The organism is Shewanella sp. 10N.286.45.A1, from assembly GCF_041470405.1.
In the GTDB taxonomy this organism is placed as follows: Bacteria; Pseudomonadota; Gammaproteobacteria; order Enterobacterales; family Shewanellaceae; genus Shewanella.
Genome location: NZ_JBFRMK010000037.1, coordinates 1 through 13,905, shown reverse-complemented (window position 1 = coordinate 13,905; position 13,905 = coordinate 1). Strand labels below are relative to the sequence as shown.

Here is a 13,905-nt window from a genome sequence, read left to right as displayed (position 1 = left end):
TATACCCGGACTACCTGAAGATGCTCGTTTCAGAGGCATTGTGCCAGTTCAATTCTAGGCGCATTGACGTAGAAATGGTTATTCCCTTTTAAGTGAGTGCAACAACGAAGTGGGCTGGCACAAAGCCTTCTGCGATGGGTTTTAATGGACTTTACTCTGCGTTATTGATTTTACTAAGGGAACGACCATTAATCATAATCAATGCCTTGATTAAAGCCCATTGAATTCCCACTGAATCCTGCATCTTCAAGTAGAGCGGGTATATGTAATCAATTCAGTGTTGTTACATCATTCGTTATCGGAGCAACAAAGCACTATTTTTAACAATGCTATAGACACATTAGCCGACAATACCTAGCTCTCTTTGTTTGAACTGAGCGCCTGATACTTCAACTATCTTACGACAAGCGTCAATATCGACCTCTGCAAGCCCATTTATCGCAGAGACCTGAACATCAGCAATGTAGTGTGGTGCGAGCTTGATAAACTCGAGTAGGGCGGCATAAGCACCTTTTAGTTTAGGCTGGCAATGTACTAGATAAGCAGATTCAGTATCTGCGTTAAGTGAAATAGACAGGCTGTCTACGCACTTTGCTAGGTCAGGTAAAATATTGCGCCGATGAAAGAGGTTACCAAGTCCATCTGTATTGACTCTTACTTTGCCGCCACGGGCTTTAATTTCCGTGGCGACGCTTAGAAGAGTGGCTAAGTTGAGGGTCGGCTCACCATAGCCGCAAAATACATATTCGTCGAAGCTAGATGTGTCGCCCAGCAGTGCAATCACTTGCTCTGCACTTGGTTGGTTCTCTAGGGCTAGCTGATACTGATGAACTTGCTTACTGCCGTTGTGCTTAGGACAGAACTGACAGCGTAGAGTGCACCTACCTGTGATATTGAGATAGCGGCTATTGCGAATATCGTAAACAAGTGTGGCAGCAGATTGGGTCATTTTGATGATCACTAGCAAGAGAGATAGTTAGCATAACCAATGGTGACGACTAATTCTGTTTGCTGGATCGAGTATTGGTGTTTTTGTTCAGCCATAAAAAAGGAGGCCAGTGGCCTCCTTGTAAAACGCAACAACCAGCTGTTAGTTAGAGGTCTGCTCTACTTTTATCGCTGTTTCAGTTTCCGCTTTTGGTTGCCACCACCATCGGTAGAATCGGCTTGATACCTTTTTTATATCATCAAGAACAATATAAAGCAGCGGTACTAAAATCAGTGTCACCACAGTAGAGAACAAAATACCAAATGCTAGAGATGCTGCCATCGGGATGACAATTTGAGCTTGTAAGCTCTTCTCAAGCAAGATAGGGACTAGGCCTACAAAGGTGGTTAACGAGGTTAAGATAATTGCTCTAAAGCGATAACAACCAGAATCAACAGCCGCTTTAATGATTGAATGCCCCTCAGCACGAGCACGGTTAACAAAATCAACCAAGATCAACGAGTCATTCACCACCACACCGGCAAGCGCCACGATGCCACATAAGCTCAAAATACTCATGTTAAGGCCTAAGATGAAATGGCCAAATAGTGCGCCAATCATACCGAATGGGATCACTGACATGATAATCAATGGCTGACTATATGATTTTAGCGGGATAGCCATCAGAGCATAGATTGTAAATAGCGCAAAGAAGAAGCCTTGTAGCAAACTAACTAATGCACTTTGCTCATCAGCGCTGCCACCATCTAATGCAGTCGATATGCTTGGGTATTTCTGCGACAGCATCGGCAAGAAGTCCGTTTGGATCTCTGACACGACTTTTGAAGGCTCAACCTTGTTGGTGTTGGCATTGGCGGTAATGGTGATAGCCCGGCGCCCATCAACGCGAGTGATCGAAGAGTAAGAATCACCTAGCTCAAGCTGGGCAACATTAGCAAAAGGCACTGCTACACCAGTTGGAGTTCGGATCAACATATTTTCTAAGTGACCAATGGTGCGACGCTGCTCAAGAGGGTAGCGCACCATGACTTTCACTTCTTCTTTGTTACGTAAGATCCGCTGCGCTTCGTAGCCGTAGAAACCATATCTGACTTGGCGGGCAAGATCCGACAGCGTTAATCCTAGCGCTTCGGCTTCAGGCTTGATCTTTAATTTGATCTCTTGGCTGCCAGAGGAGAAGTTGTCGGCAATATCATAAACACCTTCATAACTTCTTAACTTCTGTTTTAGCTCTGTTGAAGCTAAAGACAACTGCTCAAGATCGCTGGAAGTTAACCTAAAGGATATGTCTCCTCCAGCGTCATTGGTACTGGCATTAATGTTGAGTTTTTTAACCGCTAATAGCTCCGGTAGTTTTTCTCGCCATGCAGTGGCAATGGTTTCACCATCAACATCGCGCTCTTCACCCTTAGTGAGTTCAGCAAAAATAAACGAAGAGGTGCGTGAGCTCATATTGATAAAGCTATGTTTCACCACTGGGTAACCTAGCTTAGCCTCCATATCATCATTCATCCGATACAGCGCTTCTTCAACTTCTTGCACGACTTTTAGCGTGTTTTCCTCTGAGCTGCCCTCATCCATCTCAATATTTACCTGAATGAAATCAGATGGAATATTTGGGAAGAACACCCAACGCACCTGACCACTGACGACCAATGCGATAGACAGAATCAGTACCCCAGTAAACACTGCAACGGTGTTATATCGTTGCTTAATGCAACGCTCTAAAAATGCACGGTAGTTGTTATGAATAAAGTACTGCACTTTGTCATTCAAACCAGCTTTGAGCTTGCCGAAGTATCCCAGCTTAGCGCGAGGCTTAGGTGGCTTCATATGCGCCAAGTGAGCAGGCAGAATAAGCTTTGATTCAACCAGTGAAAATGCTAAACAGAGCACGACTACCATGCCGATAGATTTCCAGATAATCCCCTGTGGGCCAGAAACCATCAACATCGGCATAAAGGCGGCTATGGTGGTTAATACCCCAAAGGTTGCTGGCATGGCGACTTTCTTGGCGCCTCTGACCACATTATCCAGTGAGTGGCCATGCCGCTCTATTTCACTATAGGCACTTTCGCCAATGACAATGGCGTCATCCACCACGATCCCTAGCACCAGAATGAATGCAAACAGCGTAAGTAGGTTAATCGACAGCGAGAAAGGTTCGATTGGCATGACAAGCATTGCGCCCAAGAAACAAACGGGTAGGCCTACCATGACCCAGAAAGCGAGTTTGATCTCTAGGAACAGTGCCAAAATGAAGAACACCAGTAAAGCACCATAAAACATGTTGGATAACATCATGTTTAATCGGCCTTTGAGATAATGGGTTAAGTCGCCCCACGTATCGAGTTTGGCGCCTGTAGGCAGGTCTGCTCGTTTAGTCTCAATATAGCTTTTGACTTGGGCAGAGATATCCAATGCGTTTTGATCGTCAACACTGAGTATTTCGATAATCGCGGCAGGCTGGCCATTAAAGCGGGTGTACTCTAAACGCTCTTCAAAACCATCATTGATGTTGGCCACTTCTGGCAACATGACTCGGCTACCATCAGGGCGAGTACTGACGACTATTTGTGAGAAGTCTTCTCCTGTGTACGCCTGACCTTTAGTGCGCAGCAAGATATCGCCATCTTTCGCACGAATAGAACCACCAGGTAAATCAATAGAGGAGTTTTGTACTGCTGTCGCGACCTGCGAGAAGGTGAGCCCATATTCACGTAGCTTATCTTCAGACAGTTCGATGCTTATCTCATACTCACGCACACCAGTCACTTGGGCACGGGTTACAGCAGGCAAAGCCGTCACTTCGTCGCGAATAGTTTTTGCTAACTCTTTCATATCTTCGAGAGTTTGATCACCATAGACGGAGATCCAAATAACGTTATTTTCAGGTTTAATACGGACGATATTGGGCTTTTCGATATTGACCGGGAAGGTCGAGATAGCATCTATAGCCAGTTTGACTTCATCGAGGATATCTTGCGGATCATGGCTATCTTCAACTTCAATACTAACAGAGCCAACGCCTTCACTCGCGATTGAGGTAACCTTCTTGATGCCATTAATATCTTGGATCGCTTCCTCGATCTTAATATTAATTCCCTCTTCAATCTCCTGAGGCGCTGCGCCAGGGTAGGCGACTGAGATATTGAGGTAGTTAAGTTCAAAAGTTGGGAAGATCTCTTTATTAATAATAACCGTGCTAAATAGCCCGCCTATTAATAGGATCCACATTAATAGGTTTGCTGCGACGTTATTTTTAGCAAACCAAGCGATAATACCTTTTTCTGTGGCCATTATTGGTCACCTGCATTAGCGAGTTGTTCTTCGGTTGTCGATTCATCAGCACTTTCGATTGTTGAGCTGCTGTCATCACCTAAAATTTTCACGAGTTGGCCATCTTCTGGGTTACTGAGATTAGTCATGGAGATGCGCTCACCGCTCGCTAAGCTATCTTTGATATAGACGTTTTCTAGATCTGTACGGACAATATTAACTTCTCGTACTTCAACACTGCTTGCATCTGTGATCAAAGTGACTTTGCCATGGCGCACTAAGTGGCGTGGTAGTTTAACAATACCGTCGACAGTACGGCCTTTGATGATAGCAGTGACAAAGCTGCCGTATTTAAGTGGTAGTTGTCCTTCAACCTTAGCGCTGCGAAGGTAAGGATCTTTTACCTCTGCAACCAAGTACACCATGCGGTTTTCTGCATCGATCACTCCTTCGCTGCGGATGATTTTACCCGTCCAAGTCACTACTTTGCCTGCAAGATCGGCGCTTAAGGTCACTTCAGTGTCTGGGTTATCTACCGACTCCAAGTAGGCTAAATCGTTATTTGACAGTGGTAGACGGATTTCTGCAATGCGAGTGTCGTAAAGCTCACCGAGGTTTGTACCTAAAGTCACATACTGACCTAAGTCGACATTGCGGGCCTTTATAATGCCATCAAAGGGAGCGCGTATTATGGTTCGTTCAAGATTACGTTCAGCTCGTGCCAAGGCAGCTTGCTGGAATTTAACGTTGGCTTGCTCTTGTTTAAGTTGGGGTAAACGTAAGCCTAACTCTGGTGGAATACCGCCGTCGTAGCCCTTCCAATCATTTTTAGCCACTTCACCCTTAGCTTGTTCCTCTTCGAGAGCAGCTTTGGCTTGAGCGAGTGAAGCTTGCGCTTGCATTAAGTCAGCTTCGTAATCAGAAGGCTCGATAACTGCCAGCTCTTCGCCTTTTTTAACTACGCCGCCAGCAACAAATTTATTTGAAATATTGAGCATGCGACCTTGTACTTCTGTCACTAGCTGGGTTTTATATTTCGGGCTAACAACGCCGTATGAAGGGAGGTTGAGAGAGACCGTTTGCTGTTGAACTTCCATGATGTCAACAATTGGGATCGGTGCTTCATCTGCTTTTTGCTCAGGTGCTTCTTTAGTGCTAATAAGTACTTGTGCTGCAACAATAAAGAGAATAAGAATAAATAGTGGGGAAGCCCTTCGAATTATTTTTTTTATCATTATGAGTTCGCTTTTCCATGTAATGCATTTCCTATCGGCTAAATTACCAGACTAAGCGTTGAGGAGATATGATTTTTTGTAAATAAAATGTTTCAATTTATGGCGTTAGCGATAGATATTAGAAAAGGAGCCAAGTGAGTGGCATAAGCGCATTCGCGCTGGAAAATGCTGCAGGAAACAAAAAAGGACCACCAGAGGTGATCCTTTTAAAAGAGATTAGAAGTCATTCTTATACTGCGTAGTATGAAATGTTACTTCTTTTTCTTCTTGTTTTTCTTACTGAATGTTTTGCCTGTGTCTTTAACTTTCTTCTTCCCTGGCGGCTTCGCCTCTTTGTTCTTCGGGCGAAGATCTTTGACAAAACGGCGCTTAAGCGGTTGCTCAATGTAGCGCTCAATCTTACCAACTACACGAATATCATGGGCTTCAACCAAAGATATTGCCGTTCCCTTAGCGCCGGCACGGCCAGTACGTCCAATACGATGAACATAGGTATCAGCAGAGCGTGGCATGTCGAAGTTGATCACGTGAGTGATATCGTCAACATCGATGCCACGGGCAGCAACATCGGTCGCTAACAGCACATTGACTTCACCTTTAGTGAATCGACCAAGGGCTTGGAAGCGAGCCTTTTGCTCCATATCGCCGCGCATGAAGCTACAAGTGATCCCTTGCTTTTGCAGCAGGCCATCTAGGCTTGCTACTGCCTCACGTGTTTTGACAAACACAATGGCACGTTCAACTTCTTCTTGCTGCAAAATAGCGCATAGCAGGGCAAACTTATGCTCTCTATCATCTGCGATATGAACCCACTGGTGGATCTTAGCTTTTTCGCTGCGTGGTGCTTCAGCTTCAAGCTTGACTGGGTTGGTTAACAGTTGGTGTGAGAAACGACCCACATCGCTACCTTCAAGTGTTGCTGAGAACAACATGGTTTGCTTACGGCCAACCGATTCAATCGCGATAGTTTCAACAACGGCAGAAAAGCCCATGTCTAGCATGCGGTCTGCTTCATCGATAACTAATACTTCAACCTCTTCCGCATTGAACAGGCCTTTATCGAGGTATTCCATCAAGCGGCCAGGTGTAGCCACTAAGATATCGACGTTTTTCTTTAACGCTTCTTCTTGAGGAGCGTAAGGCACGCCGCCGGTGATGATGCTGATATCGAGATCTAAATCTGTCGCCAAGTGAGATGCATAGCGGTGGATTTGACTGGCAAGCTCACGCGTTGGTGTTAGCACTAACACTCGGGCTTGGCCGCCGAAGCGACGTGGGAAGTCGATAATATGCTGCAGCGCTGGAAGTAAGAAGCTCGCAGTTTTCCCTGTTCCTGTTGGTGCGCGAGCAAGAATATCTCTTTGCTCCATCGCTACAGGTATTGTTTGTTGTTGTATCGTAGTGGGCTTGTTGTGGCCCATTGCTTTCAGTGACTCTAACAAACAAGGGTCAAGCTGGAGATCTTCAAATTGCATGCGTGGCATCTCAATAAATAACAGCCGAACATTATAAAGGTTTCAACCCAGACTTGAAACGATTAGATCGCCAGATCGCTATAGCTTTAAATAAAAACTTTTACTCAACTGTATAAAGTCATCGCTGTACTGGCCATCTGCTTTGCGGATCACCAAGTTTGAGACTGATGGGGTTGTAGTTTGATTGGCCAAGTTTGAACGACAAGGTGTGATGAGTAGTAATTGTCGATGGGGGCTTTTACCTTCAACACTGGCAACTAACACTGCATGTTGGCAGGTGAGCTGGTGTTGCTCAAGTTGCTGCAGTAGTTGATTTGCGCCAGCAAGCGGCAATATAAGGCTTGCCTGACCAGTAGGGCTTAATAACGAACTGATAGCTGCCAATAGCTCGTCAAAACTTAAGCTATCGGTATGGCGGGCAGTCGCTCTTAAAGCACTGCTAGATTGGGGGCCATTATCAAAATAGGGTGGGTTACAGATGATATGATCAAAGCTGTGTCTTGTGGCTATTGTGCAATATTGCTGAATTGAACAGGTTAACAACATCAAGCGATCAGCCCAAGGGCTTAGGCTGAAGTTATTCTGGCAATCAAGCGCCGCACTCTCATCAAGCTCTATAGCGGTGATATTTGCCATGCTGCGCTGGGCGGCCATTAGGCTTAGTAAGCCACTACCTGCGCCGATATCGAGAATCTTTTTGCTACCAGATAAAGGAGCCCAGGCGCCGAGTAGTACCCCGTCGGTGCTGACAGGCATGCCGCAGCGGCGATCTTCGATATGAAATTGTTTAAAGCTAAAAGGCATGGAATTTACAGGCTTTGGGTCAGTGAAATTATTGTACGCTAATTTATTACGGTCAGTAACAGGCATATTTGCTTGCATCTCTGCAATTTTTAAACGCTGAAGGTAAGTGTTTACTCGCGATTGAGAGCTAGCTAGAGCAACCATTGAATGTTTCTTGCTTATATGACAAATGCGTTGAATGTAAGTTATGGAATCAAGCTGTTACTTGATTGTTATCATTTGTATCGAGTCTGGCGATTATTAGGTGTCGATTCTTGTTAAATAGCTGTGACTCTGATAATAGTATGGCCCTCCTAGTAGGTTCAGAGCCTATTTTTAGGGACGGTAAACCAGTTTTATAGCAATTTCAGTGTTCATTTATTCGCTGCTGTTCATAAACTCGCCAAGCTTAGGTCGTATTTACCACTGGGTTGTGTAAACCAAATATTACACACTAGATTTTGTCATTCTAAAGTGGTGCCATTGAGGCCTAATGACATGAAATTGTTAATTATAAAAATTATTGATGGGGCATAAAGTGCAAAATAATCAAATGAGTATTGCAGATACGTTAGGGTTAGGTTTCATGACCTTCGCGTTCTTTTTAGGGGCGGGTAACCTTATTTTCCCACCACTTGCAGGCTTTCTCGCTGGCGAGAATATGACATTAGCTATGTTTGGCTTTCTTGTCACCGCAGTAGGCCTACCCTTGATTACTTTGATTGCTGTTGCGAAAGCAAACGGTAAGATTATGGATCTGTTGCCTCCAATCGCTGCGACCACTTTAGCTGTGGCTATTTTCATTATCATCGGCCCAGCTTTTGCTGCACCGAGAACTGGGTTAGTAGCATTTGAAGTTGGCTTCAAACCATTTTTAGAAAATGCAGATGCAACCTTTGTGCTTGCTGGCATTACTTTCACTACGGCTCAACTTATCTATACGCTGGTCTTTTTCGGTATCTCCATGGTATTTGCACTGTATCCAGGAAAGCTACTCGATAACGTAGGTAAGGTATTAACACCAATTCTTATTTTATTACTTGTTGGTCTTGCGGCCACAGTAATGATCCTTCCTGGCAGCCCTGTTGAAGCGGCAGTTGGTGACTACCAAACGAATCCGTTAACTAAAGGTATTTTGGAAGGCTACAACACCATGGACACCTTAGCCTCGCTAATCTTCGGTATTTTAATTATCGACATTTTGCGCAAAAAAGGTATTACAGAGCCTAAAGCACAGACAGGCTATTTAGTGAAAGCCGCTCTTATTGCTGCTGCGGGTCTAGCGTTTGTTTACATCGCGCTATTTTACTTAGGTGCTACAGCGGGTGATTTGGCCGCAGGTGCTGAGAATGGCGGGGTGATTTTAACCAACTATGTCACTCATGAGTTTGGTACGACTGGGTTAGTGTTATTGGCGACCGTTGTTACACTCGCTTGTTTAACTACTGCTGTAGGTCTTATTAGTGCCTGTAGTGAGTTCTTTAATGAACTACTACCTAAGATCTCATACCGTCGTTTTGTTGTGCTATTAAGTGTTATTTGTGCAACGATTGCTAACGTTGGTCTTTCTCAGCTTATTAGCATCAGTATTCCAGTATTGATGACCGTTTACCCGGTTGCGATAGCTTTGGTTGCGGTAACGTTCCTAACTGAACGTTTTGCAAAACCAGAAGCCGCTCATCGAATCGTGCTTAGCGTGGCGTTGTTCTTCGGTATTATTGATGGCATTAAAGCAGCCGGTGTTGATGTGAGCGTATTTAACTTTATGCCATTACACGCTGAAGGTATGGCTTGGTTACTCCCTACCGCGATCGCGATTGCCGCTTGTTTAATGATGAAGAAACAGCAAGCGACAGTAGCAGTTAGTTAAGCCAAATAGCTGCTATGCTCAGGTGAGATAGCATCTGCAAGCTTTATAACATATTATAACGGCGATGAATTTCTGATTCATCGCCGTTTTTATATTTGAATTAAGGAAGCCACTTTAGGTGCCTGCTGAATATATCCCTGATAGTGCAATTGATCTGTTTCTTGACCATTTATGGTCAACTAAAGGCTTGAGTGACAATACCTTAAGCGCCTATCGTACAGACCTGCGCCATTTTGACCGTCACCAACAGTTAAAAGGTTTAAAGCTGGTTGAAAGTAGCCAATTCGATGTCAGGGACTATCTTGCTGCGCGTTTTGATAAGGGTTTTGCTAAAACTAGCAGCGCAAGAATGATGAGTAGTTTGCGGCGCTTTTTTGGTTACTTGGTGGTTAATAAGCAGATTAGTACCGACCCGATGGCTTTACTGGAATCGCCCAAATTAGCACGAAAGTTACCAGACTCATTAAGTGAAGACGATATAGATAGATTATTGTCTGAGCCGCAAGCCGATGACCCGATTGAATGCCGAGATAAAGCCATGCTTGAGCTGTTGTATGCCACAGGTTTACGGGTATCAGAGCTCGTTGGACTTACTATGGAGCAACTGAGTTTGCGTCAAGGTTTAGTGCGTATTGTGGGTAAAGGTGGCAAAGAGCGTTTAGTGCCTCTTGGTGAGCTTGCGGTTAGCGAAGTTGAAAGTTACCTCAAGTTTGCCAGAGTCGAGTTACTGAAAGGTAAGCAAAGTGATGTGTTATTTCCTTCAAAACGTGCACAACAGATGACGCGGCAGACATTTTGGCATCGAATAAAACTCTATGCATTGCGAGCAAATATTAGCACTGAGCTGTCGCCGCATACCTTAAGGCATGCTTTTGCTACACACTTGCTTAATCATGGCGCCGATCTGCGAGTTGTGCAGCTTCTGCTTGGTCATAGCGATCTATCAACCACGCAGATCTACACCCATGTTGCCACAGCCCGTTTAGCCAGTTTGCACTCCGAGCATCATCCACGCGGTTAAGCCTTAATACTGACGATTTAGTTGAGTTAATGAAAATCTTTAGTTCAGAATTCTAGCAATAACTTGATAGATTTCACGTCTGTATGATTTCGTTACAGCAAAAAGTTTGCTTTAGTTAGCATGAGTCTGTAACTTTTCAGCTCCAGACTAGGTCTAATCCTTATACCCTTTAATAGACCGTAACGTAGAATAGGATATCCAATGAAGTTCACCCGAGCATTTTCTTTGATCATTGCAATGGTCATCGCCCCTGCAGCCCTTGCCGGGTCTAACACCCAAAGTGATGACACAGCGGCGATAAAACAAAAGCTGTCTGATGCATTAAGCGTAAATGTTATGTCGCTGAAAGAGTCGCCAATTCCTGGTTTGTATGAAGCCTTAACCAACCGTGGTGTGCTGTATATCAGTAAAGATGGCACTAAGCTGTTGCACGGTAATCTTTATGATTTAGATAAAGGCATGAAGAACCTAACCGAAGCTGCGATGTCTGGTCCACGTATTGACATGATGAAGCCATTAGAAGAGAACATGTTGGTTTACAAAGCTAAGAATGAAAAACATGTTGTCACTGTATTCACTGATGTTGATTGTGGTTACTGCCGCAAGTTACATAATCAAATGGATGAATATAACGATCTGGGCATTACGGTTAGATACCTCGCTTTCCCACGTGCTGGAATCCCATCTGCTAATGCTGACGAGATGGAAGCTGTTTGGTGCGCTGCAGATCCACTTCAAGCGATGACTGATGCTAAGTCAGGTAAGGCAGTTAAAGTGGCTAAGTGTGATGCGAAAATTGCAGAGCAATATAACCTTGGACAAACCTTTGGTATCAACGGAACGCCTGCAATCATACTTGAAGACGGCAGCTTGATCCCAGGTTACCAGCCGCCTAAAGATCTATTAAGAGTGTTAGATGCTGCAGCCGCAGAATAATTATTAATTAGTAAAAAAGGTGAGCCTCGGCTCACCTTTTTTGTGCCCGTTAAATAGAGTGAAGAGCAAGCCTTTGCTAGCAGTCTTTGCTATGCTGGCAAGACTCATTGTTTAAAGGTAGTTAGCCCTGTGATCCATAAGATAGTCCGCCGCTCAAAAGTCGATGATAGCCATTTACCTAACTCTCTCTCGCCACTGTTAAAACAGATATATGCCAGCCGGGGCGTGAGTGCAAATGAATGTGAGTTAAGCTTAGGTAAGCTGCTTAGGCCCAACACCATGTTGGGAGTAACTCATGCCGCCAAGATTGTGGCTGACGCGCTAGCGGCGCAAAAATCGATTCTTATTATGGGCGACTTTGATGCTGATGGCGCCACATCGACCAGCGTGTGTATGTTAGCGCTGAAAATGATGGGCGCAAAAAACATCGACTACCTTATCCCTAATCGATTTGACTACGGTTATGGCCTCAGTCCCGAAATTGTTGCGGTAGCGGCGCAGAAAAAGGCCGAAGTGATTATCACAGTCGATAACGGTATTTCTTCAATTGAGGGGGTTGCCGCAGCTAAAGCACTGGGTATGACCGTTGTTATTACCGACCATCACCTGCCAGGTCAGTCTATACCTGATGCTGACGCGATTGTTAACCCTAATCAACATGGCTGTGAATTTGCCAGTAAATCGATTGCTGGGGTTGGCGTTGCCTTTTATTTGATGTCAGCACTACGCGCAGAATTAAGGCAACGTGATTGGTACCAACAACAAGGTATCAATGAGCCAAATCTAGGTCACTTACTCGATATTGTAGCCTTAGGCACTGTCGCCGACGTGGTATCGCTTGATACCAATAACCGCATCTTGGTGGAAGCGGGGCTGCAACGAGTGAAGGCGGGTCGCTGCCGCGTTGGGATCACCGCGTTATTGGAAGTGGCCAAACGCACTCCATCACGTATTGTAGCCTCCGATTTTGGCTTTGCCGTTGGTCCAAGGCTCAATGCTGCAGGTCGTTTGGATGAGATGGCATTAGGTGTTGAAACGCTATTATGTGAAGACATTATGTTGGCACGCAGAATGGCATCTGAGCTCGACAGCTTAAATGCAGAGCGGCGCGATCTAGAAACAGAGATGCAGCAAGAGGCGCTTAAAAGCCTTGAAAGTGTTGAGCTAAATGAAACAGAACTGCCTTGGGGAATAGCGCTATTTCAAGCCGATTGGCATCAAGGGGTTATTGGGATTTTAGCCTCACGTATTAAAGATAAATATCATCGACCGGTTATCGCATTTGCCGACGCCGGAGATGGGCAAATAAAAGGCTCAGCTCGCTCAATCAAAGGTTTGCATATGCGCGACCTTTTAGAGCTGATCAACAGTCGCCATCCTGGGCTTATTCTTAAGTTTGGTGGTCACGCGATGGCGGCAGGGCTATCAATAAAAGCGGGGCAGTTTGCACTGTTTGCGGATGCATACGATAAAGCGATTCGGGAAACCTTGGCACCAGAGTTACTGACTGGTGAACTAGTGTCTGATGGAGAGCTGACGCCAGATCAATTTACCTTGCCTTTAGCAGCAGAGCTTCGCGCAGCAGGCCCTTGGGGGCAAAACTTCCCAGAGCCGCTGTTTGATGGTCACTTTAGGATTATCCAACAACGTATTGTGGGTGAGAAGCACCTTAAATTGGTGCTAGAGACCGAATGCGGCCAAGTGATGCTGGATGCTATCGCGTTTAATGTTGACTTAAAAACTTGGCCAGATGCGACCATTCAACATGCTGAGATTGTTTATAAGCTGGATGTGAATGAGTTTAGAGGTAATCAAACCTTGCAGCTGATGGTGGGTCAGATAGCGCCAATGTAGTGTTTGGGCTGGGAAATCAGCTTTTAGCTTTTAGCTTTAAAGTTAAAGTTAAAGTTAAAGTTAAAGTTAAAGTCAAAATCTAGATCAAAGTCGTGGCGCTTCGCCCACACCAGACCAAAAAGGGGAAAGCGCTTGCCCCCCTTTTGGATATCCCTCAGCGCCCCGGCGAAATTTAAAGAGCAAAATTTCCAACGGGGGAGATTGGATTCTGGACGTTTGGTTATTGTATTTAAGCCACGGTGTTTACTGAGAGATAGCTATTTCTTATTTGAAGGCTGATAACTCAAATGCTGATAGTTTGCGCTTTTCAAACCCAGTGTAGTCCGGCAGAGGCCTTCGGTTTCAGGGCCAATTCTGTTCCTTACAGAATTTGGCATTTCCTCCTTCCTTGGAGGTCAGACAGCACAAAGCGAGCCTCAATTGCGTCTGCACATACGCTGACCGCAGGTCATTGGAACCACTTTGGTCAGCAGCTAACGTATTTATGTCGGGTGGACGACACT

General features: G+C 45.0%; 9 protein-coding genes. 4 read left to right on the top strand and 5 right to left on the bottom strand.

Annotation, left to right across the window (positions count from 1 at the left end):
* Positions 1-340: 340 nt before the first annotated feature.
* The 5 genes from AB4238_RS03100 to AB4238_RS03080 all read right to left on the bottom strand — a co-directional run bounded on the left by AB4238_RS03100 (position 341) and on the right by AB4238_RS03080 (position 7,742).
* Positions 341-949, bottom strand: a complete 609-nt coding sequence (locus tag AB4238_RS03100) for a TatD family nuclease-associated radical SAM protein (protein WP_372031191.1) — start codon at positions 947-949, stop codon at positions 341-343.
* Between the two features lie 141 nt (positions 950-1,090).
* On the bottom strand, positions 1,091-4,249 hold the full coding sequence (locus AB4238_RS03095; RefSeq protein WP_372031190.1) for an efflux RND transporter permease subunit: 3,159 nt from the start codon (positions 4,247-4,249) through the stop codon (positions 1,091-1,093).
* Positions 4,249-5,463, bottom strand: coding sequence for an efflux RND transporter periplasmic adaptor subunit (locus AB4238_RS03090; protein WP_372031188.1), 1,215 nt, complete (start codon positions 5,461-5,463; stop codon positions 4,249-4,251). Before AB4238_RS03090 ends, AB4238_RS03095 begins: the two co-directional genes overlap by 1 nt.
* A gap of 251 nt (positions 5,464-5,714) precedes the next feature.
* Positions 5,715-6,938, bottom strand: coding sequence for an ATP-dependent RNA helicase SrmB (gene srmB, locus AB4238_RS03085; protein WP_372031186.1), 1,224 nt, complete (start codon positions 6,936-6,938; stop codon positions 5,715-5,717).
* 78 nt (positions 6,939-7,016) lie between these two features.
* A complete protein-coding gene (locus AB4238_RS03080; protein WP_372031221.1) occupies positions 7,017-7,742 on the bottom strand; it encodes a tRNA1(Val) (adenine(37)-N6)-methyltransferase in 726 nt (241 codons plus the stop codon).
* Positions 7,743-8,247: 505 nt separating this feature from the next.
* Between AB4238_RS03080 and brnQ the strand changes: the two genes are divergently transcribed.
* The 4 genes from brnQ to recJ all read left to right on the top strand — a co-directional run bounded on the left by brnQ (position 8,248) and on the right by recJ (position 13,402).
* Positions 8,248-9,591: a branched-chain amino acid transport system II carrier protein gene (gene brnQ, locus AB4238_RS03075; protein WP_371989533.1), complete on the top strand. Its 1,344-nt coding sequence runs from the start codon at positions 8,248-8,250 to the stop codon at positions 9,589-9,591.
* Between the two features lie 118 nt (positions 9,592-9,709).
* Positions 9,710-10,612, top strand: a complete 903-nt coding sequence (xerD, locus tag AB4238_RS03070; RefSeq protein WP_372031184.1) for a site-specific tyrosine recombinase XerD — start codon at positions 9,710-9,712, stop codon at positions 10,610-10,612.
* A gap of 201 nt (positions 10,613-10,813) precedes the next feature.
* Positions 10,814-11,548: a bifunctional protein-disulfide isomerase/oxidoreductase DsbC gene (gene dsbC, locus AB4238_RS03065; protein ID WP_372031183.1), complete on the top strand. Its 735-nt coding sequence runs from the start codon at positions 10,814-10,816 to the stop codon at positions 11,546-11,548.
* A 129-nt stretch (positions 11,549-11,677) separates the two neighbouring features.
* Complete coding sequence (gene recJ / locus AB4238_RS03060) at positions 11,678-13,402, top strand: single-stranded-DNA-specific exonuclease RecJ (RefSeq protein ID WP_372031182.1); 1,725 nt, start codon at positions 11,678-11,680, stop codon at positions 13,400-13,402.
* Positions 13,403-13,905: the final 503 nt, after the last annotated feature.